This window comes from Vibrio nigripulchritudo ATCC 27043 (assembly GCF_000222685.1).
GTDB classification, from domain to species: domain Bacteria; phylum Pseudomonadota; class Gammaproteobacteria; order Enterobacterales; family Vibrionaceae; genus Vibrio; species Vibrio nigripulchritudo.
This window is the reverse complement of the sequence record NZ_AFWJ01000307.1, coordinates 1-22,743: the sequence shown is the minus strand read 5'-3', so window position 1 is coordinate 22,743 and position 22,743 is coordinate 1. Positions and strand designations below refer to the sequence as shown.

Genomic DNA, 22,743 nt, shown 5'->3' with positions numbered 1-22,743 from the left:
AATGGAAGCGCCTGGGCATTATGGGGTTGGTATAGAACCTTGTACGACCGGGTACAGAAACCGAAAAGAGGCATTCGAAAATGGTGAGATGGCGATTTTAGAGCGGGGAGAAAGTAGGACTTACAACATAAGTCTGGCATTGGAACACATTTAAGTCGTTAAATAAGGGAGTTTTAATGAAAACCATTTTTGTCGTATTTGACTCTTTGAACCGCCTTGCACTTGGATGTTATGGCGGTGAGTACAAGACGCCCAACTTTGACAGGCTAGCCCGAAAGAGCGTGGTCTTTGATCGCCACTTTGTAGGCAGCCTTCCTTGCATGCCAGCACGCAGAGATCTGCACACTGGTCGCCTGAGCTTTTTGCACCGCAGTTGGGGGCCGCTGGAACCTTTTGATATCTCGTTATTCGACCGCCTTCGAGAAGAGGGGATTTATTCACACTTGATAACGGATCACTACCATTACTTTGAAGACGGAGCGGGTAACTATCACACAAGATACGACTCATACGGATACTTGCGGGGGCAGGAAGGAGACAAATGGGTACCCACTCTCGATCCTTTAAAGGATAAGTGGCAGTCGATTTACCATGAAAAGCAGGTCAGCTTCGAGTCGGGGTCACTTCAGCTCCAGAATATGGCGAACCGTGAGCGTATCGTTTCAGAGGAAGACTTCTCTTCTACTCAGTGTTTCGACGAGGCAATTTCATTTCTAGAGCGTTACTCTCATTCGGATAGCTGGGTTTTACAGCTTGAAACGTTCGACCCGCATGAACCTTTTGTTGCCCCTCCCGGGTATCGTGCAGAATTTCAGCAGGAAGCGGAGAAAATTTACGATTGGCCTCCTTATGACCGCTTTGTTGAAGGGCTTCCGGAAAATGAACTGCTACGCGAAAACTATAAAGCACTGGTGGCACACTGCGATACACAGTTGGGTCGTCTTCTGGACAAAATAGATGAACTTGATGCCTGGAAAGACACCGCAATCATAGTCACGACCGACCACGGATTCTTACTTGGAGAGCACAATTGGTGGGCTAAAAATCGGATGCCTTGTTACAACGAAGTCGCTCACATACCTCTGTTTGTCTTTCACCCTCAGTTTTCCCACCTCAGTGGGACCCGTTGCGAAGCGCTCACACAAACAACGGATATTGCACCAACACTCTTAGATTGCTTTGGTCTTCCAGCAGAGCCTGAGGCGGCATCATATTCGCTGTTGGATTTGCTGTCCGGCAATAAGAAACAACTGCATGAATCCATTATTTATGGCTATTTCGGAGGAGCGGTAAACCTAACTGACGGGAGATACACTTACTTTCGTTACCCCACCAATATGGATTCAGCAGACCTGAACGAGTATACCTTGATGCCATCGCACATGTTAGGTCCTTTCTCAAAAGAAGAGCTAGGAGATGCTTCCCTTAAAAATGACTTAGCTTTTGCTAGCAATGTCCCTGTTTTAAAAATACCGGTGCGCGAAGACACACACTGGTATGGGTCTCACGGACCAGGCGGGATGAAAGACTGTCACACCGTTATTTATGACCTGAAGCAAAGCCCGACTCAAGAAGTAGAGTTAGCGGATAAAGCTGTAGAGAACAACTTAGAACAACAGTTAGTCAGACTTTTAAAGAAAAATCATGCGCCAGACGAATTGTATAAACGACTTGCGCTTATTGAAGGACGAAACCATCCCAAGGAGGGGTAAATGGCAGTAGTAACACTTTCAGGTGTAGGGAAGTCGTTTGGAAACGACAAAGTTTTGCATCAACTCAATGCCGAGATTCAAGATGGAGAGTTTGTCGCCATACTGGGGGAGAGTGGTTGCGGCAAATCTACATTGTTAAGACTGATAGCGGGATTGGAAGAGATTTCGCAAGGTGACGTCTTAATTGATGGAGAAGTGGTAAATACCTTCACCCCTAAAGAGCGTAACGTTGCCATGGTGTTTCAGAGTTACGCGCTCTATCCGCATATGACCGTAGAACAGAATATCCGTTTCCCTCTTAAGCTTGCAGGCGTGTCCGAGCAAGAACAAAAAGAGCGCACGTATAAAGCCGCGGACATGCTGAATTTAACCAACTACCTGCCAAGAAAACCGCGCGATTTATCGGGTGGACAAAGGCAGAGGGTCGCTATGGGACGCGCATTAGTGCGAGATCCTCAAGTATTCCTGTTTGATGAACCTTTATCAAACCTAGACGCAAAGCTAAGAGTTCAGATGAGAGCGGATATACGGCGGTTGCAGAAAGAACTTGGCAAAACAGCGATTTATGTCACTCATGATCAGATTGAAGCAATGACGATGGCAGACAGAGTGATTCTTATGAACAAGGGTCGGATCGAACAATTTGGTCCTCCGCTCGAATTGTACGACCAACCCGCCAGCGAATTCGTTGCCAGTTTTGTTGGTTCACCGGCAATCAATTTAATAAAGGGCCGGGTAGAAGAAAGCGGCGAAAATCGATTTCATAGTGATGATCTTTCAATTCCTTTAGACATAAAGGGTATTCCAGGACAGACGGTTACTGTTGGAGTTCGACCGGAGCACATTCAAATAGTGCGTACCGATGAAAGCAAGTGCTTTTCGGGAGTAATTTCAAGCATAGAATGCACTGGCGACAGAACGTTTCTTGAAGTAAAAGTTGGGCAAGGTTCGCTTCGGGTTACAACTGGCGAGCGTGCCAATTTTAAGATAGAACAAGACATTACCCTGTGCTTTCCTAACGAGAAGACACATTTCTTTGATATAAATGGATATCGGTTACCAGAGAATATTTGAGCCTGAAGTGCAATACCTTGTTTAAGTATTAATTATCTAATTTCGATTTCAGAGAGGATGAAAATGAAAGTAGCCTCAGCCGCAGAGCAGTGGTTTCCGTTTTTGAGTTGGATAAGGAAAGCTTCGAAAGCAGATGTAAAAGCGGATTTGATGGCAGGGTTAACAGGGGCAATCGTCGTACTCCCGCAAGGAGTCGCGTATGCAATGATTGCTGGGTTGCCTCCCGAATATGGCTTATACACCGCCATTGTTCCAGCCATCATTGCGGCTCTTTTTGGTTCATCCCATCATCTGATATCCGGCCCTACAGCCGCACTTTCAGTCATTATCTTTACAACCATTAGTCAGTTTGCCGCCCCCGGTTCTGCGCTATATATACAGCTAGTCATCACTTTAACCTTATGCGCCGGGATAATTCAACTTGCGCTTGGGCTGCTTAAATTTGGTGCTGTCGTTAATTTTGTCTCTCATTCAGTCGTCTTGGGATTTACCGCTGGCGCTGCAGTTGTAATTAGTGCGAGTCAAATTAAACATGTTCTTGGTGTTGAATATTCTTCTGGTTCTACCGCTGTCGAAAATCTCTTATTGGGATGGCAGCACTTATCGGAATATCAGATTGCTCCGGTTGTTATAGCGCTGGCTACGATTGCCTGCAGTGTACTGTTAAAGCTTTGGTCTTCTAAATTGCCCCATATGCTGATTGCTATGATTGCGTCCATGCTTCTGGCCTACAGCATGAGCAGTGCAGACATGGATATCAAGCTGATCGGCGAAGTTCCGTCAGGGTTACCAGTCTTTGACGTTCCGAAATTTAGCGATGTTCCTTTTGAATCCATGTTAGGTGGAATCTTTGCTGTAGCCTTGCTAGGGCTGGTAGAAGCCATTTCCATCGCTCGCTCGGTTGCACTCAAGTCCCGTCAAACTATCGATAGTGATCAGGAGTTCATTGGTCAGGGTTTGTCGAATGTGGTGGGATCTTTTTTCTCGTGCTACGTATCATCCGGCTCATTTACCCGAAGCGGCGTGAATTATTCGAGTGGCGCCAAATCTCCTCTGGCAGCGGTTTTTTCCGGTCTTTTCCTCGCGATTATCATGATGTTTTTTGCTCGTTATGCCGCTTTCATTCCAATTGCAGGCATGGCGGGAATCCTTTTGGTGGTGGCTTTTAATCTGATTGACGTCCCCCACATTATGGACGTAGTAAAGCACGACAAAAAAGAAACCTGGGTACTCAGCCTTACATTCGTATCCGCATTGGTATTGCACCTCGAACTCGCGATTTACGTAGGTGTTGCAGCTTCGCTGTTTTTTTATCTGCGCCAGACGTCCCGCCCGGTTGTTGACTCACTTGACTCGGAAGAACTGGCGCTAGACGAAGCAATAGCCAATGACGTACAGGTGATCAGAATAAATGGGTCAATCTTTTTTGGCAGTGTTCAGCACTTGCATGGTGAGTTACAAACCATCAGTGCCTCAAAAATCATTATTCTTGGTCGCGGTGTCAACTTCATTGACCATGTTGGGGTAAGAATGTTGTCTGAATTTATGGAAACTTCTGGAAAGGCAATATACTTCTGTCGCTTTAAGTCCGCAGCTAGAAATAGCTTGTTAAAAGGTGCGCCGGTTTTTTCAGAGCATCAGTTCCACCCGAAGTTGGGGGAGTTGGTAGCAGAGCTTACTGAAACTATGCGTAAGTCTTAGCCTCCAAGACAAAGAAACTGAAAGTGTAGATGACGCACAATCAATAATTTCTGGTTGCGCTCACTCTATTCCGATAAAGAAAAATTTTTTCAACGGTGAGAACAGTAGCGTTATGAAACTTCGCTCAATTAATTTCTAAGCAAATCAAATAATTCATTCTTAATCAGCTCATTCTCTATCAAGATGCAAAATCAATTATTGATTATTTTGTGAACAATTTAATATTGAGACAAGGATAAATAGCGGATCTGGGTTTATAGTTATGGGTGGGGTAAAGGAAAGGGGAAAGTCCATGTTGGTATGCGATATAGACCGACAACGCCTCGATAAGTTGGCACGCAGGCTTTGCGAGCACCGAAACCAAGGCTTACCAGTAGAACACGGAAAAGCGCATTTTGAACTTATTGAGTCAGGTATTTTATTTACGAAATCTTTCTTTAAGTTGGATTCAGGGCATCCTGACTATTCCAAAGATGTCGCTAAATTAGAATTCGACCCGGATGGAAATATCTGGCAGTTATATATAAACGGGCGTCAGAAAGAATCGTTGTCCAAAGTGTGGCACCCGCACCCGGTGATGCCACAATGCAGAGATTTGTCACAAGTGTTTTCAGTGATTGAATCAGACCAAGAGCACTGTATTTGGTACTGATTCAATTCTGAGGTCTATCGACCTGTTAAGCTACGAAATGGCGAATCTGACAATTTCAATCCGTCACTATGTGCTCGGTCACACAGTGGCGTGTCTTAGTTCTTCACGGTTCCAGTTAATACGAGAACGGAATTCTTTTGGTGTCATTCCCTGAATGCTCTTAAACGCTGTACTGAAGTGAGCAGCACTCTTAAAACCGCTCTGAAACGCGATCTCACAAATGGATTCGTGTGAAGCACGTAATTGGTTTGCTGCATAGTTGATGCGTTTTTCTTTCAGTAGGTGAGAGAAAGAAAGCTCTTCTGCAGCTAAGCGTCTTTTTAATGTTGCCGGAGACATGCCAAGTGTGCGAGATACGCTTTCAAGGGAAATCTCGTTGCGGATATTTTTCTCGATATGCTGAATAACACGTTGGCTAACTTTCAATTCAAAAGAGTTGTGAATCAGTCTGCGCAGGCTAGGGTTGATCTTCAGCATTTCACTAACCAAAGCACGCGCCAGAAACTCAGCGGTTTCATTCGGACCGTTAGACTCCGCCAGAATACCAATCAGTAAGTCCTGAATAGATTGCGCAGTAACGTCGTCAGCGTCGTATTTTACAAATGAATTCTCTTGCTTACCAAACACGTAATCTTCAGTGCCAGCTTTGATGCTTTGAAGAATAGAGGTATCCAGGTGAATAGCAGTTGCGTTAATCGCATTATTCGGTTGGTCGGTCTTTACGTCTGTCAGCAGTGAAATATCCATTAACGTGAATTCACCGCTGTTTAATTTGCCAATGACGCCATCGGGAAATTTGAACGAAGCGCTGCCTTCAATCACCATAAAGATGACTGGGTTGGCTGCGTGATATCTATCACGGGATCGTTGTTGGAAATTGCTGAACTTTTGTAGGGTTACATTCGCCATAGCACTTCTCTGTTTTGTTTCTTCCGTAACTTAATTATTTCTATTGAGTTTTTGAAATCAAGGAAAGTTGAGCTGAATTATGACTGATGCCAATTAATGAGACAACCAGAAGTTTGTTACGCTAAGTAATTGATAAGCTGCGCCTTTGACTGAAACGGTGTATTTATTTAACGGAAACAAAAAGAGCTCTACTTTATTTGAGAGCTCTTAAGTGATTATTTTTTAAATAAAGTTTTGAAACTGTCTACTCTGTTCCAAATTCTTTGGTCGGTTTCGCGACCAGGCTGCGGTTTTCGAGATTGACATCGATCAAGATAACTTCAAGAACATCACCAAGTTGCCATTCTACGTTCTTGTCAATGAGTACTTGACCAACTTCGCTGTTGCACTCAATGCGTTCTTTATTATCTAAAATTTGTGAGCTCGGTATAAAAGCAGACGCGCCATTTTCCAGAATTCTGATTCGTGCACCTGCGCGATTCACGTCAAAAATTTCACCCTGGAAGCGAGTTTGATCTTTAGGAGCGTTGATCAGAGTACGTGCATATAACCAGTCACCCACGTTACGCTCTGCAATCTTATGGTGCTTACGGTGCAGCGCCAGTTCTTCACCAACCGCGTCGTCTGGTTTTTGTACTGGTTCTTTGTCAAGAATCAGTGCTTTCAGCATGCGGTGGTTGATCATGTCACCATATTTACGAATCGGGGAAGTCCAAGTCGCATAGATGTCTAATCCCATAGCGTAGTGGGGAAGAGGTTGGTTACCAATTTCACTGTACGCTTGATATTTGCGAATGCGATTGTCCATGTAAGACGTTTCTTGGTTACCCAACCAACGACGAATCGCACTGAACCCTTCCAGAGACTTAGCTTGCTCTTCAGTAAATGGTTGTTCGTTATCCTTGTTAATCAATTCAAGGACATCAGCCATTTTGTCGTCTTTAAAACCCGCGTGAGTATTGAATACGCCTGTTTCAAACTTGCTCTTCAGTGCCTTACCTGCGCAGATATTAGCGGTAATCATGGACTCTTCGACCAAGCGATTTGCTGTACGACGAAGATCCGCATGAATCGCAACAACATCGTTATCTTCACTCAGCTCGAAGCGGTAATCCGGTCTATCTGGGAAAACAACGGCATTTTCTTCTCTCCAGGTTGCACGAGCTTGGGCAAACTCATGAAGATCGTTAACCACCTGGGCAATGGTTTCGTTAGGTTGCCAAGCGTCTGAACTGCCTGTTTCTAGCCAATCGGAAACATGGTCGTAAACCAAACGCGCATGCGATTGAATGTTGGCTGCGAAGAATTTGATGTCATCACCAATTACGCCGTCTTTTGCGATGGTTACTGTGCAGCACAGGGCTGGTCGAACTTCGTTTTCCATCAGAGAACAAAGATCGTCTGCCAAATCACGTGGAAGCATTGGGATGTTGCGACCCGGTAGATAGATGGTAAAGCCACGATCACGCGCCACTTTGTCCATTTCATCATCTGGAGTGATATAGGCAGTTGGGTCTGCAATTGCAATGGTTAGCTCAAAATCGCCATTTTCGTTCTTCTTAGCGAAAAGGGCATCGTCCATATCTTTTGTTGATTCACCATCAATAGTAACAAAAGGAACAGACGTCATATCAGCGCGCTCTAGGTCAGCATCGTCTTTCAATTCCCAATTGTCGATACCCGCAGGCTCGCTGTTTGGTAAGTCGTTTTCAGCCAGCGTTACCCACCAAGGTGCAATTTTGTCGTTCGCGTCGGTAATCTTCTCTGAAATTTCAACAAAGAAAGTATTGTCACCTTTAAGCGGGTGTCTGGTCAGGTGCGCGACAACCCAGTCACCTTCGCTAAGCGTTTCTGGGTTTAGTCCTTTCTTAGCTTTTGCTTTTAGGGAAAGCTTTTTCAGCTGAGGGTGGTCCGGAACCACGTTCAGACGCCCTTTGAACATTTTAATACGACCAATAAAGCGAGTAAGAGACGGTTCAATAAGCTTATCTGGCTCAGCGACTTCTTTTTCGTTTTCTGTTCGGATAATGGCTTCAACTTTGTCACCGTGCATACATTTTTTCATGTATGGAGGTGGGATGAAGAATGAAGTTTTGCTGTCTACTTCGAGAAATCCAAAACCTTTATCTGTGGCTTTGATTGTGCCTTCTTTTGTCGGAAGGGTTTCTTTTATTTGCTGCTTTAATTGTGCGAGTAACGGGTTATCTTGAAACATCTTATTTGGTCGCTGTTAATGAACCGAAACACTATATAGTTGAACAGGTAGCATTGCCAGATAATCTGAGAATTTTAAAGGGAAATGAGGGCTGACAAATGTATCTTTAAGGACGTTTTTAGATTCAATTTTGTGCAACATGTCGATTTCATGACCCAAATTATAAAAAATCGATGAAAAATGTGATGAATTTCAATTTTTTCTGGCATTTCTTGTGCTTTTAGGGCAGAATCCGTCTCCCTTAATGATGTCCCTGGCGGCTTGATGCGTTTTATTACTTATCCGCATCTGAACGGAGTCAGTATACCTTCTGGATTGGTATTGGAATTGGTAGAGCACGTGGGACCGTTTGTTTTTGTTTAATTTAGTGGGATCCCAATGCAAGATTCTGTAATTCAGTTTAGTGAATTAGCACTTAATGACGCCATTCTTTCTTCACTTGAAGGTATGGGTTTCGTTTCTCCAACTCCAATTCAAGCAGCTGCTATTCCTCACCTATTAGAAGGTAAGGATGCACTTGGTAAAGCTCAAACCGGTACAGGTAAAACTGCCGCGTTCTCTCTTCCTCTTCTTAACAAGCTAGACCTAAGCCAACGTAAGCCACAAGCTATCGTATTAGCACCAACTCGTGAGCTGGCTATTCAGGTTGCCGCTGAGATGAAGAACCTGGGTCAAAACATCAAAGGTCTTAAAGTTCTGGAAATCTACGGTGGTGCTTCTATCGTAGATCAGATGCGTGCTCTAAAATCTGGCGCACACATCGTAGTAGGTACACCAGGTCGTGTACAAGATCTTATCAACCGCGATCGTCTGCACCTAGACGAAGTTCACACGTTTGTTCTTGATGAAGCAGACGAAATGTTGAACATGGGCTTCGTAGACGACGTAACTTGGATCATGGAACAAGCACCAGACACAGCACAACGTGTGCTTTTCTCTGCAACCATGCCTCCAATGCTGAAAAACATCGTAGAGCGTTTCCTACGTAATCCTGAGCACATCGACGTTGCTGGTAAGAACCACACTGTAGACAAAGTAGAGCAGCAATTCTGGGTTGTTAAAGGTGTAGAGAAAGATGAAGCTATGTCTCGTCTTCTTGAAACGGAAGAAACTGACGCGTCTATCGTATTCGTTCGTACTCGCCAAGATACCGAGCGTCTGGCTGACTGGCTAAGTGCACGTGGCTTTAAAGCAGCTGCGCTTCACGGTGACATTCCTCAGTCTCTGCGTGAGCGTACTGTTGATCACATCAAACAAGGTGTTATCGATATCCTGGTAGCAACCGACGTTGTTGCGCGTGGTCTGGACGTTCCTCGTATTACACACGTATTTAACTACGACATCCCATTCGATGTTGAGTCTTACATCCACCGTATCGGTCGTACAGGTCGTGCTGGACGTAAAGGTAAAGCGATTCTGTTGGTTCGTACCAACCAAATCCGTATGCTTCGCACTATTGAGCGTGTAACTAAGTCTTCTATGGAAGAAATCCAGCTTCCACTGCGTGACAAAGTTGCAGAAGCGCGTCTGGTTAAGCTTGGTAACGAGCTAACAGCAGACAAAGAGCACAAGTCTCTCGACAAATTCGGCGAGCTGGTTGAGAAGCTTCAAGAGTCTCTGGAAATTGATGCGACAACACTGGCAGCTATTCTTCTTAAGCGCCAGCAAGGCAAACGTCCTCTATTCTACATTGGCGAAGACCCAATGATTGAAGCGATTGAGCGCGACAAGAAGCGTCGTAAAGAACGTCGCGAAGGTCGTAGCAGCTACGGCAACAACAACCAAGATTGGGACACTTACCAATTGCAAGTTGGTCGCGAGCAAGGCGTTCAGGTTAAAGATATCGTTGGCGCTCTTGCAAACGAGCTTGGCTTAACAAAAGGTTCAATCGGTGCTATCAAACTTGCACACGGTCATACGTTTGTACAGCTTCCAAAAGCAATGACTTCAGAAGTGGCTGGTAAACTTCGCAAACTGCGTATTCGCCAGAAAGAAGTGGGTGCAGTAGTGTGTGACTTCGACGACTTCCGTGAGCCTCGTGGTCGCCGAGATGGTGGACGTCGTGATGGCGGTCACCGTGGTAATCGCGAAGGTGGCGGTTATCGTGGCAACCGTGAAGGCGGACGCGGAAACCGTGGTGAAGGTCGTGGCGAGCGCCGTTTCGACCGTAACCGTGGCGGTGATCATCGCGGTAGCCATCGTGGCGAGCGTGCTCCACGTAACCGCCGTTTCGAAGAAGCTTAATCGCTGATTGATGACCCGTCCTGATTTGGGTTGACACTTTTTAGTTAAAACGCTCGATGAACTTCATCGGGCGTTTTGTATTTTAAAGCCGTATGTGGCCTTAGTTGATTATAGATCTCTACGGATTCCGCGACCATTACTCTCGCTTCTCCCAGATCTCGCGCTTCTCCCAGATCTCGCGGTTTTCTCAGTAAAAGCTCCGTTTTGAGGATCCCATTGATGCGCTCTGCTAAAGCATTTTGATAGCAGTCATACCCATCCGTCATCGAGCAACTTATTCCATGACTTTTATGGATATCTTGATACTCCTTCGAGCAGTATTGTGAACCTCTATCTGAATGATGAACGAGCTTTTCCTTATTTTTCCGTTTCTTAAGTGCCGAAGTGAATGCTCGTTTAACAGATTGTGTTTTCATATTATCGTCAACATAGTAACCAACGATCTTTCTTGAGTACGCGTCTGTCACTAAACTCACATAACTTTCGCCTTGCTGAGTTGGTAAGTAAGTGATGTCAGCAACCCACAGTTGCTCAATTTTATTGGGCACAACGCCATCTTTTACCTTGTTTGGATGGCAGAAAAACCGATGGTGGCTATCCGTGGTTCGGTGATAAGCCCTCCGTGCTCTAACCAACAACCGATGGTTTCTAAGCAACTCAAAGAGCCTATCTCGACCTATTTGAATACCACTCATGCTTGCTAAAAACTTCAGTTTTCGAGTACCAATACGCGGCTGTTTTATCCTGACATCATGAACAAATTGAATGATCGTTCTCTCATGATGTTCTTTACTAAACTGGACCTGGCATTGCTTGTAATAGGCTTGACGGGAGATATGTACTAATTGACAAAACTTCGTCACGGTCAAACCGGTTATGGTTTTTTCTTGGACCACGTTCCTCTGGGCTTTTTTGTCACTTTAGCTCCGTAGTCACGTTCCATTACGTTCACTACGGTCTCAAAAAAGTCGGCTTTAAGCTTTGCATCTTCAAGCTGTTTCTCCAGCTCTTTGATACGTTGCTCGGGTGTGGGAGGTGAATTAAACTCAGACATCGGTAACCCTTTTTTCAAAAATCGAGGAGTGCCTCCGGACCAATCGAGTCACCCATGTTTTCGGAGCCACACTAATACTGTAGAACAACCTTGGATCCCGTATTTGTCTTGAGCTTGTTTATAGGTAAGTTCTCCTCTTTCTACCTCATCAACCACATTGAGTTTAAAGGCGAGGGAATAATCTCGTTGAGTACGTCTAGTTGTTGATTTCATAACACTCTCCTATTTCTAGCTTGGAAAGTGTCAACTTTATTTAGGACGGGACATGAGAAAGAATTAAGAAGCAGGTCATTTGACCTGCTTTTTTTATTTTCGGCTTCGCTAAACCTCAAGTCCGGCTTCCCCTTGAGGAACTACTTCTTCTTCCAATAAAGCTTCCTCAGTCCATTTCTGGATAGCAGAGCAACTGAGCACGTGATCCGCATACCTTTGGGCTTCCGCTCCAATTTCTATCTGGTAGGTTTTAAATCTGAGTGCTACGGGAGCAAACATAACGTCTGCAATACTCCAGCTTCCAAACAGCCATCCACCTTTGGTTTTGAATTCGTTAGACTGCTCCGACCAAATCTGTTCTATTCGGGCAATTTCTAGTTTTGCCTGCTCGGACAGTTCAACCTTTCTTGTTGCTCTGATGTTCATTGGCATTTCAGAACGAATAGCATGAAAGCCTGAATGCATCTCTGCCGCCAGAGAGCGAGCTTTTGCTCTTTCTTTTGCATCTGTAGGCCAAGCCTGACCAGACATATAAGCATCATTGATGTATTCACAAATCGCCAGTGAATCCCAAACCTGAACGTCACCATCCACCAAAGCCGGGACTTTTAATGCTGGTGTGTACTCCTGAACTTCTCTGTAAAAGCCGGAACCAACCAGACTTATGACTTTCTCATCATAATTTACACCCGATTTTTCAAGCATTAACCATCCGCGTAATGACCAGGTAGAGTAGTTCTTGTTTCCTAGAATCAGTAACATATTGTTCTTCCGTTGATTGATGACTTTTCTTTACGTTAAAGATAAAAAGAGTTGTCGACCATACAGATGTTTTTATACAAACTATAAGCAAATGGAATGGGTTTTTATTCTCGACTTAGTGAATAATTTGAGCTTTAGGGAGAATTTACATGGATATAGAAGCACTACGAAGCTTTCTGGCTTTTGTGGATACAGGCAGCTTTACCCGAGCGGCTAAACAAACCTTCAAAACACAGTCTGCCGTCAGTATGCAAATGAAAAGGCTGGAATCAGAACTTGGCAAACCGCTATTTGAAAAACAGGGTCGAAACCTGAACCTGACAAAAGATGGGCAGAGCTTGGCACTATATGCCCGCCAGCTATTGCAACTCCACGATGACACATTAAACCAGATAAAAGGTCAGGACGTTGAAACGGTTATCAGATTAGGGTGCCCCGACGATTATGCAGAATCCGTGTTGCCAAACTTCGTCCGCTTACTTCGCAAAGAAATCCCAAGCTTAGATTTACAAATAGTCTGCACGCCAAGCAACAGGGTAAGGATGATGCTCGATAGTGGTAGGTTAGACATCGGTATCGTAAGCAGACCGGCGGGAAGCGAGGAAGGATACCTGTTATCCAACGACCGTGGAGTCTGGCTAATCGGTGAGAACAAAAGTTTGCTCGAACAGCGACCAATTCCTTTGGTTTTACTTCAAAAGGAGTGTCAGTATTATGCATCTGCGACAGAGGGGCTAACCAAAAAACAAACTCCTTTTAAAGTCGTTGCCAGTTGCGCCAGCGCTGTTGCATTAACGGGGTTAATTCGCAGCGGACAGGCTATTGGAGCATTGGCAATCCAAAACACAGGAGAAGGGATTTCGATTCTCGAAGAAGATTGGCTTCCACCTCTGCCAGCCGTCGATATCGTATTGGTTACATCATCTATTGCGAGAAACAAGTTTCCGGCAGATTTAGCTCGAAGGTTAAGTGATAAGTACCAAACGGAATATTCGTGAATACTGGGCTGTCTCAATATTGTGCTTGGGATTACCCATTCGTTGTGTTAGTTTTTGCGCCCCGCTGAAGGATTAGCACTTTGATAACGAAATTGGTAATCCATCTATGCTCAAACAAACCATCTCAGTGTTTTTTATCTTGCTACTGTCAGCCTGCGGCGCTGGTAGCAGTTCTAATTCCCAACCAGTCAAGATAACGTCCTATAAGCAACAGACAGCAACTCTTAAGGTTTTCCACTTCTCAAGTACAGGAAGTACTTTTTCAAAAGGTTTTGGCAACGCTATCGCTATCTCTAAAGATATAGGGGGCAGAACAGAACCTATGTATACAGGCGACCTTTACGGCGCTTCAGAAATACTTCGCCTTAACTGGAACCAGGCGACATTTCCACTGGTGTCTTACGAGCTACGCGACCAAAATACAAAGACGAAGCTCGCAAAGGCTTCGACGGTCATTAAGGACGGAGGGAAGTATTATCTCTTTGCTATTGGAAATAAGAGTGAAGGGTATCGGTTCCAGTGGAATATTGTTCGAGAAAACGCGAAAAATGACGCCAGTAAGAAAAGCGTACGAGTCTTGAACATGAACGATAAGGTTCAATACAAAGTATCTAGCGATGGCAACCTAATGGCTTCACTGGTGGCAAATCAGCTATCAGAAAGAATCGAATTAGAAAAATCCTATCCCATGGAATTCTATTTTGAGGGTGGAACTTCAGGGAAAGCATGCATTCTGGCTCAAAGTGATGACAACTATGGTGATGATTTAATTGTTGCTTTAGACCCGAATACCGAAGACTGTTTGTTTTTGTATGGCTAAAAGAAAGGGGAGCATCACGCTCCCCATTTTGATTGTTTAGACCTTAAAGGCGTTAACCAGTCCGTTTAGCTTTTGTGCCATCACACTTAATTGCTCGCTGGATTGCGAAGTGTGGCTGGTCCCGGTTTCCGTTTGCTCTGCGACCTGTGAAATGCTGGAAATGCTGTCGCCTATGCTCAGAATCTGATGACGTTGGTCTTCAGCAGAAGAAGCGATCTCTGTAGACATTTCTGCCAGAGTTTTAATCGACGCCTGAACGCTTGTCAGTGCATCTCCGCAATTGGTTGCTTTCTCGATACCCAATTCAGCTTTATGCTGACAGTTTTGCAGCGACCCCACTGTTTGCTGAACACCTGTTTGCAAATCTGAAATGATTCGCTGAATGTTACCCGTAGATTCCTGAGTTCTTTGGGCGAGGGTACGCACTTCATCGGCGACAACGGCAAAACCTCGACCTTGCTCACCAGCTCGTGCAGCTTCAATTGCGGCGTTTAGCGCTAGCAGGTTGGTCTGTTCGGCGATTTGCTTAATGACATCCAGAATATCTCCGATTTCATTAGAAGACGATTCCAGATCTCCGGCGATCTTAGCTGTCGCCTGTACCTCCTCAGCAACACTCTGGATAACATCGAGGTTTTCGTGAACGCTCTGCGTACCTGAGGCGATAACTTCATTGGATTCGCGAGTAGTAACAAGCGCTATTTCAACTTTCTCTGATACCAAGTCAGCGGAGTGCGTCAGTTGTTCAACCCGACCAGCAACTGCGAGTGTCTGTTCTTTTTGATCGCGTATTCCAGACTGAATTTGATGGGTAACGCTTGACAATTCTTCAGCTTGAGAAGCAAGAGAGTCGGTATTCCCATGGATACTGACCACCACGTCTCGCAGATTATTGTTCATCTTGTTAAACGCCGTAGCCATTGTCGCTAGTTCATCTTTGCCTTTGCTTTTCATCACAATGGACAAGTCTTTGTCGTCAGCGATAAGCGACATGGTTCGTGTTAATTTATTTAATGGCTTAAGAATGTTCTGCGCTATTAAAGTGGAGAATAAGACAAGCGCAATCACAAAGATCAGCGTGTGAACAGAAGTAGCAATCAACTCGTCTTTAAAGGCATCTTCTACATCAGTAAAGTAGACGCCTGTGCCCAGAACCCAGCCCCATTTGTTAGACTTCCCAACAAAAGACACTTTCTCTTCTAGTTCACTACTACCAGGTTGCGGCCAGTCGTAAGCAACAAACCCGCTGCCTTGTGAGCGAGCAGTTTCTACAAACTGGCGAAACGCATCCGAAATGTAGGAAGTAGAATGAGCCACCATATTCTTGCCGTCTAATTCAGGCTTAATAGGGTGCATGACCATCACGCCATTCAAATCATTCAGCCAAAAGTAGCCATTACTTCCGTAGCGTTTGTTTTTAATTAATTCACGCGCCTGCTGCTGACCTTCTTCAAAGGTTAGGCTGCCACGCGTAACAAGTTTTTCGATCTGGTTTATCTGACTGATTCCACTTTGAACTAAAGCTTCCGCTGCTTGTTTACGTTCAACAATCATCTGATCTTTCAGATTCAATGCGGAAAAGAGCTTAGCGCCAAAAATCATAAGACTGGCGACGACAATGATCAGCCGTATCTTGGCTGATACATTGAGTCGGTTTAAAAGGCGATTCAGCATGAATACTCCATAGGTTGCACATTGAAACATTATAAAAATGGCATTCGATTTTATTCGTATATTGAATAAAGGAAATGCGTAATTGGCTTACCGTGTTATATGCGCACAAGAGAATTAGCTAAGTGTTTGAAACACCGTACGTTTATACCGCTTTAGGGATGTAACAATATGTAACGCAAATGCAATATTGAGCTTTAAAGTAAATAAAAATCACTACCACATATCTGGATATAATTACCTTAAAAATAACGTAAAATCTTATAATTGGGAGAGGGTACACACTATAATGACAAAATGAAAAATAGAGCTGCAAAATCACAAGTCATAGCGAGTGAGCTCTAAAGTACATAAATTAGACAAAGACCATAATCTACATAAGGAAAGCGGGGATAGAACAAAGGCTACCCACAGCTTGATACGATTTGTTCCGCAGAAATAAAATCAAATAGAGAAGCCATCGATCAGTGAAAGATAAGAGGGTTTGGATTCGGATTACTAATTTTACTTTAAATTGACATAGTATTAGATGAGGATACTTGTTAAAAATATGTTTATCTCACATGCAATATTGAATATCTGAATCCGGTATTATCAGACAATTAGAGCTATTAGTGCATATGTATCCATTAATTTTGATTTGTTATTTTTAACTTGGTTAACGGAATGTTATATTAGAAAATCTAATCTGAAAATATAAGAAAAGTCATTTTTTGAAAATGAAATATACGACTATTATCTGAGCTATCGAGAAAACAGATTAATTGTGAGGCAATCATGGCACAGGTAATGCACATCGAAACAATGGCAGCTCCAGGGTCTATGGGAAAGAAGACCTATGCGTTAAACTTCAAAGGATTGATTGCTCATTTGTTGGATATCTTATTTGTAGAGAGTAAAGCGGAACCAAAATACAACGTTGGACAACTTTCTCCTTATCTACAACGTGATATCGGACTGAATCGATAAAAATGAAAGCCAGCAAAAATGCTGGCTTTTTTGTATCTGTTCAAAAATAAGGCGTGTTCGTGCCTTATCTTATTTCTTACGGCAATACTCAGCAATAATGTACATTGCCTGACCGTTTGCCTTCCCCTGAATATGCTTAGGGTCGTCTGTTAAGCCAATACCGCGAACTACTGTGCCTTGTTTAATCACCTGGCTTGAGCCTTTGATTGGCAAGTCTTTAATAACCGTTACGTCGTCACCTTTCTTCAGTTCAACGCCATTTACATCACGCGGCTTTTCGGCATCGTCATCCATTCCAATCTCTGCCCATTTAGCCACATCATCTTCTAGATAGATCATATCCAAGGCGTCTTGCGCCCAACTCTCTGAAGACAAACGCTTAAGCTGACGCCAAGCCATCACCTGTACTGGAGCAACTGGGCTCCACATGCTGTCATTCAGGCAACGCCAGTGGTTGATATCTTTGGGCTCATCAATTTCATTTAAGCATGTACCACAAAGCATAATAGCGTGGTCAACGGTCACATTGGCATGTGGCGCAACTGCATAGGCTTCAAGCGAAGAGTCTGAAGCGCAAAGTTCGCATTTAGAACCACAGCGCTCAAGTAATGTAGATTCAGTAGACATTAAGGTCTTACCTTTGTTGGAATGAGAGCAGGGTATTATCCACGTAATCCCCACAAAGAAAAGGGCATTGAGGCGATTTATCCTCTCTTATAAATAATTCATACAACAAACTTTTCTTTCATATTTGATAGGCATAAAAAAAGAGCCCGAAGGCTCTTTGGAATAATACTGGTATCGAGTTATTCAAGAACACCATTGGCGTTATTGACATTACCCAATGCATTATCTAGAAGAAAGTCTACAAGACCTATCTGCATCTCGGAGTGGTGCGCCAGATCGGCAAACGTGTTCCCCGAAGCAGTCTGTGGAGCAATAACCGTACTATGCTTTGCGGTTGCATTGTACTGAACTAAGTGTTTGTTACCAGTTTGAGCACCAGCATTAGCATTTGTAACCGCAGTCAAGGACAGCTTATTTGCCAAAGGTGTTGTACCCGCAAATGTAACTCCTGGAACTAAACCTGCCACACTATTAGGAACGGTATCATCACCTTTGGACTGATAAATCAGTGTAGGTGTCGATGCTGCATTAGTGAAGCCATCAGCGATCGCATATGGATCAATGGTATCTACTACGGTCTGCGCAGCATACTTAAAAGGTAAAAAGGTTTCAGATGTTAATCTCGCAATTTCTGTAGTATCGGTGAAGCTTGTAAAGCAATCTCCGATTTTATCAGCGGCAAGAGTTGTACAAGATGAAGCGTAATGTGCCTTGTATATATCACTCGATTGTAGAGCAAGGCTATGCTTAATAAGTGGTGAGAAATGCTCAGAACCGAAAAGCAATTCTGCTATCTGACCGCCAGCATTTGGGTATGCTCCTGCTCCAATTCCAAATACGGTAGCTAGAGCAGAAGGCTGTTCATTGAGTGCTGAAACGGCTGAGAAGCCTGTTATACCACCCAGTGAATGACCCATAAATTTAGGCAAATTTGTAGTAGGGTCGTACGGGCTAAGAACAGTGCTTGCAAAACCGCCGCTAGAGAAAGTCTTGGTTAATGCAGCTCGTACACCTGCTACATCCAATATACTTTGGCGCATATTGTCTCTTGCCACAGGCAAAGCACCCAAATTTAAGTAATTAAGAGCACTTGCGTTTGCAGAGATCGTGTCACTAATTGACCGCTCACCATGAATAGGGTGGTCAATTGCTAGAACAGCTAGATTGGCACCGCCATTATTCACAATATTTGCGACAAAGCTATAAGCGTTCTCCTTCGCCGATGTAATACCGTGATGATAAATGACTAAGCCGTTGACCGTACCACTCGCAGGAGTAAATAGCAGGAATGGAACGCTTTCTAAAGACTTTATTTTAGGTATAGGAGAGTACTGAGTTATCTTGCGAGTTGAATCCAACGGCGTGCCATCTGGCTTTTTCAAATCTACGCCGAATAACTTAGCTTGTTCAGCTTGATCTGTTGCAAGTTTGGTAGGATCAATCGATTTAGCCGCTAACTGAGCACCAACTGCCCCTTTTAAGTCATCGTCTTGTAATGCGTTAAGAACAATCGCTAAACTCGGAGTCGCAGATTCAAATGGCGTTGTACCATATTTTGCTGCTGAGTTTTCCAAAAAGTACGGAAGCTTAACAGTGCCTTCAGTAACATTGACAGTGTTAGCGGTGTACGCAGATAAAATAGCTGCACGCTTAGTTGCTGCATCTGTTGCATCATCTGCTATATATTTAACGAAATTGTCATCTGCATTAAGAGATGCAGCGAAATCTGTCGCAGTCGCGCTTAAATCCATTGTGTAGGCAGTGGATAAATCAACACTATTTGGGTTTGCACTATTTTTCCACTTCCCACCAATATCTGACAGGTTTTGGCCAATCAGCGATATTGTTGGTGTGATGGAATCACCAACCGACTGAGTGGTAAACCATGAAGAGTAAACAATCTTTTTGGTATCTGTTCCTTGTGAAAGTGCCAACAGCTCTTGCCCTTTAATCAGCTTTTGAGCGGAAGCTAAACTTCCCGTTTCATAGGTTACATTTGATGTTTTCAACGCCGCATAGCTTTGAGATGTACCAATCGCGTTACCTTTTTTATCAACTACATCGTCAGTAATAGTAAATAGGTATTCTGTCTTCTCTTTGAAAGGTACTAGCGGAACGATAACTAACTGGTTACCAGAAGTAACAACCGCAAAGTGCGTACCAAGCGTTAACTCGCTTGCGATGGCAACGCCAGATTCGGTTAGCTTTTTAGTTAGGGTATACAGTTTAACCCCTTGAGTAACGGAACCATCATTAAATCCAACGCCGTCTAATGTTATAGCTATAGGCATGGTGATAGAAAAACCGTCGGCGTAGCTCATTCCTACTTTGGGATTGGTTATCGCGGGATCACCACCATTAGGGATATTTAATGTGCCGTCGTTTGCGTTAAACAGTAAATTTGTCGGCAATGGCACATTTGCATCTTTACCCTGCAACGTAAATTTAATGGTTGTTGCACGGTTTATCGATTCAGTCAGGTAAGACTCAAGATTGTTGGTTGGGTCACCGGTTACTTGATTGTCGTTGCCACATCCAGCAAGGATCAACGCAGAAGCAAGTAAGCTAATAGAAAATTTCTTAGACATCCGTTATTCCTCGCTTAATTGAATGTGTAGTTAAGTTGGACAGCAGTGATATAAGCGCTGCCTTTACTATCAAACGTGAGTTCCTGATCTATAGCGTTGGTTTCTTTGAACGTACCTTTCTTACTTACTACCAAAGCAAATCCAGCATCTAACGTCAGGTTTGAAGAATAGGCGTACGTTACGCCAGCTGAGTACCAGGTACGGTCGGAGTCGGGGATACTTAGTGTGGTCTTTCCTGCTTGCTCATCAAAAGCCAGACCTGCACGCAATGTCCAGTCGGAGTCGAGTGCATAGGTTGCCCCCACGGAATATCGGTTGTTATCTGAGTAATCTTCTTCTTTAAGGAAGCAAACACCAGCCTTTAAGTTACAGTCTGAGCTTGTGGCTTTTAGCTCTTTGAACTTGCTCCACATAGTGCGTTGCCAACTGTAGTGAACACCCCATTGGTCGTTCAATTGGTGGAAACCAGATAGTTCAACAATATCAGGCAGTTCAATTTCCAACTTACCCGTCACTGGATTTTTAGTAGCATCAGAAACAATAGAACCACCATGGTCGGTGAATTTGCCATCATCAAAGTTCAGGTTAACTGCCGAGCGGTAGCCGAATCCAAAGCGGTTGTTTTCATCCAGTTCATAAAGCGCACCTACGTTCCAACCAAAAGCAAAGGTTTTGCCTTCCATGGAGATCAACTTGTCTGACGGTGAACCGCTAAAGAAAGGTGCCAGCGCACCCATGTGCCTATCCAATTCAGCTATCGCATACACAAGGTTTACCCCTGCACCTACGCTGAAATTGTCGTTAACCCTATAGGCGATGTTCGGGTTTAGATTGACAGAGGCTAGGGAGGTGTTGCCTGCCATGTCGCCTGCTGCGATTGAATCTGGGTAATCTGTTCCTACCCCATAAGTGGTGAACAAACCAACACCCCATGCCCATTTATCATTGATTGGGCTGATGTAATAAGAAGCAGGAACAAACTGCATCGGGGCTACATCTTTGGAATATTGATTGTTGGTAACGTCGTTCACATCCACTTCTGGATCGATAATGGATAGCGCGCCAGAAAATTGGGCTGTGTCAAACAGCGTCATGGCAGCTGGGTTACGAGCTAACACGCTGGCATTGTCTGCCACCGCTGCTTCACCAGAAAAAGCGCGTCCTAAACCGGAAGCTGAATGCTCTGCAACCTGGAATCCGGCTGCGTTAACATTACACGCGAACAATATGGATATTGTAAGCAGAGAGCAGTGCTTAATTTTCATCCTTGGTCCCCTTGGGTAAGACTTTTTACTTGTATGTGTAGGAAAAGCCATATGGCTCAATCCAACCTTAAATTAATGTTGCCGATATGTTAAACGGATGTTTAAATCGTGAGTATGAAATGAGAGGTGAGTGGGATTTTATTAAAGGATCATAATGATTGCCAATACCGATTGGCACTTTTGTCACTGGACGTGTGATTTGTTTAACAATATTGAATTAATTGAATAAAAAAAGCGCAGTTTAACAACACCACGCTTTAGTCAGAGGCTTAACCACAATTGGGTCTGGTCGACGCTGGAGCAGGTAAAGCGCTAAATCGATTGGATAAATTTGTGATGCGAGTATTGTGAGATGGGTGAGTAGAAAGTAGCTCAGGTGGATTCTTTCCCTTGGATGCTTTCGCCATGTTTTTCCAAAGTTCAACACTCTGGCGAGGATCAAAACCTGCTTTTGCCATCAGATCCAGCCCCAGAATATCAGCTTCAGATTCCTGGCTTCTACCGTAAGGCATAAGCACGCCATATTGAACTCCAACGCCTAACACTCCCATTGCCAAACCTTGGTATTCTGAGTTTTGCAGGCTCACATTAGTAATCTGTAGCCCTACATTGGCTAGCTGAGAACTCGATAATCGCTCATTACCGTGATCGGCAAGGACATGAGCAATCTCATGACCAATAACCGTTGCCAATTGGTCCTGATTTTTCGCCACTTTCAACAGGCCAGTGTAAACGCCAATTTTGCCACCGGGCAGGGCAAACGCATTGATCTGGTCGCTATCGAATACCACAACCTCCCATTTATCAAAACTTGATTGTTTGGGGACGTGTTTTGTAATCGAGTCGGTTACACAGCGCACGTAAGCGTTTGTTTTGCTATCATTGCTCACCTTCTCTCGTTGCTTCATTTGCTCGAAAGAGTTAGCACCGAGGTTTGCCATATCGTTGGCAGAGAAGAGAAGTAGTTGATCGCGACCTGTTGGTGATGTTGTACAGGATACAAGTAGCGTTGCTGTAAGCCCTGTAACTAGTGTCCGCTTTATACTCATAAACGGGCTCCGTGTTAGTATTTCCTATCTTTCTTAATAACAAATTATATCACTCACATTAGGTAAAATTGAATGGATAAGAGCAATAGCATTTGGAAGAAACCCGTAAGTCTCGAAATTTTGAATGCGTCTTCCAAGAATACCCTGATGGAACACTTGAATATCGTTTACACCAATTTCACAGACAATACGATTTCAGCCACAATGCCTGTTTTCGTCC

16 protein-coding genes and 1 pseudogene are annotated in these 22,743 nt (G+C 44.0%); 8 read left to right on the top strand and 9 right to left on the bottom strand.

The features are described from left to right. Window positions 1–176: 176 nt before the first annotated feature. From RH89_RS25425 to RH89_RS25410, 4 genes are all read left to right on the top strand, one after another. The gene (locus tag RH89_RS25425) at window positions 177–1,712 is read left to right on the top strand and encodes a sulfatase (RefSeq protein WP_004408260.1); all 1,536 of its coding nucleotides are present in this window, start codon (window positions 177–179) and stop codon (window positions 1,710–1,712) included. Next, entirely contained in the window at window positions 1,713–2,786 is a 1,074-nt protein-coding gene (locus RH89_RS25420) for an ABC transporter ATP-binding protein (protein ID WP_004408259.1), read from the top strand. Between the two features lie 63 nt (window positions 2,787–2,849). Further along, window positions 2,850–4,487 (top strand): SulP family inorganic anion transporter, encoded by a 1,638-nt coding sequence (locus tag RH89_RS25415; protein ID WP_004408258.1) that lies wholly within the window; start codon window positions 2,850–2,852, stop codon window positions 4,485–4,487. A gap of 292 nt (window positions 4,488–4,779) precedes the next feature. Next, complete coding sequence (locus RH89_RS25410) at window positions 4,780–5,139, top strand: DUF3024 domain-containing protein (protein ID WP_004408257.1); 360 nt, start codon at window positions 4,780–4,782, stop codon at window positions 5,137–5,139. Between the two features lie 78 nt (window positions 5,140–5,217). Here RH89_RS25410 and RH89_RS25405 read toward each other — a convergent pair whose 3' ends face one another. Beyond that, entirely contained in the window at window positions 5,218–6,048 is an 831-nt protein-coding gene (locus tag RH89_RS25405; RefSeq protein WP_004408256.1) for a helix-turn-helix domain-containing protein, read from the bottom strand. A 244-nt stretch (window positions 6,049–6,292) separates the two neighbouring features. Then, window positions 6,293–8,263 (bottom strand): exoribonuclease II, encoded by a 1,971-nt coding sequence (gene rnb / locus RH89_RS25400; protein ID WP_004408255.1) that lies wholly within the window; start codon window positions 8,261–8,263, stop codon window positions 6,293–6,295. Window positions 8,264–8,641: 378 nt separating this feature from the next. Between rnb and RH89_RS25395 the strand changes: the two genes are divergently transcribed. Beyond that, a complete protein-coding gene (locus tag RH89_RS25395; protein WP_004408253.1) occupies window positions 8,642–10,507 on the top strand; it encodes a DEAD/DEAH box helicase in 1,866 nt (621 codons plus the stop codon). A 44-nt stretch (window positions 10,508–10,551) separates the two neighbouring features. Here the strand turns inward: RH89_RS25395 and RH89_RS25390 are convergent. Both RH89_RS25390 and RH89_RS25380 read right to left on the bottom strand, forming a co-directional pair. Continuing rightward, window positions 10,552–11,774 (bottom strand): annotated as a pseudogene (locus RH89_RS25390) (IS3 family transposase). Window positions 11,775–11,882: 108 nt separating this feature from the next. Beyond that, window positions 11,883–12,536 carry a glutathione S-transferase family protein gene (locus RH89_RS25380; RefSeq protein WP_004408249.1) on the bottom strand — a complete coding sequence of 218 codons (654 nt, stop codon included), beginning with the start codon at window positions 12,534–12,536 and terminating at the stop codon, window positions 11,883–11,885. A gap of 149 nt (window positions 12,537–12,685) precedes the next feature. On the opposite strand from RH89_RS25380, the gene RH89_RS25375 reads away from it, so the two are divergent. Then, entirely contained in the window at window positions 12,686–13,534 is an 849-nt protein-coding gene (locus tag RH89_RS25375; protein WP_004408248.1) for a LysR family transcriptional regulator, read from the top strand. A gap of 106 nt (window positions 13,535–13,640) precedes the next feature. Then, the gene (locus tag RH89_RS25370) at window positions 13,641–14,354 is read left to right on the top strand and encodes a hypothetical protein (protein WP_004408247.1); all 714 of its coding nucleotides are present in this window, start codon (window positions 13,641–13,643) and stop codon (window positions 14,352–14,354) included. A 36-nt stretch (window positions 14,355–14,390) separates the two neighbouring features. Here the strand turns inward: RH89_RS25370 and RH89_RS25365 are convergent, their stop codons facing one another. Beyond that, a complete protein-coding gene (locus RH89_RS25365) occupies window positions 14,391–16,028 on the bottom strand; it encodes a methyl-accepting chemotaxis protein (RefSeq protein ID WP_004408246.1) in 1,638 nt (545 codons plus the stop codon). A 774-nt stretch (window positions 16,029–16,802) separates the two neighbouring features. On the opposite strand from RH89_RS25365, the gene RH89_RS25360 reads away from it, so the two are divergent. Next, a complete protein-coding gene (locus tag RH89_RS25360; protein WP_004408245.1) occupies window positions 16,803–16,994 on the top strand; it encodes a hypothetical protein in 192 nt (63 codons plus the stop codon). 69 nt (window positions 16,995–17,063) lie between these two features. Here RH89_RS25360 and RH89_RS25355 read toward each other — a convergent pair whose 3' ends face one another. The 4 genes from RH89_RS25355 to RH89_RS25340 form a co-directional block, all read right to left on the bottom strand. Further along, a complete protein-coding gene (locus RH89_RS25355; protein WP_004408243.1) occupies window positions 17,064–17,621 on the bottom strand; it encodes a PhnA domain-containing protein in 558 nt (185 codons plus the stop codon). Window positions 17,622–17,800: 179 nt separating this feature from the next. Next, window positions 17,801–20,209, bottom strand: coding sequence for a VolA/Pla-1 family phospholipase (locus RH89_RS25350; RefSeq protein ID WP_004408242.1), 2,409 nt, complete (start codon window positions 20,207–20,209; stop codon window positions 17,801–17,803). 14 nt (window positions 20,210–20,223) lie between these two features. Then, window positions 20,224–21,474 carry an outer membrane protein transport protein gene (locus tag RH89_RS25345; RefSeq protein WP_004408240.1) on the bottom strand — a complete coding sequence of 417 codons (1,251 nt, stop codon included), beginning with the start codon at window positions 21,472–21,474 and terminating at the stop codon, window positions 20,224–20,226. Between the two features lie 269 nt (window positions 21,475–21,743). Continuing rightward, complete coding sequence (locus RH89_RS25340) at window positions 21,744–22,523, bottom strand: M48 family metallopeptidase (RefSeq protein ID WP_004408239.1); 780 nt, start codon at window positions 22,521–22,523, stop codon at window positions 21,744–21,746. Between the last annotated feature and the right edge of the window lie 220 nt (window positions 22,524–22,743).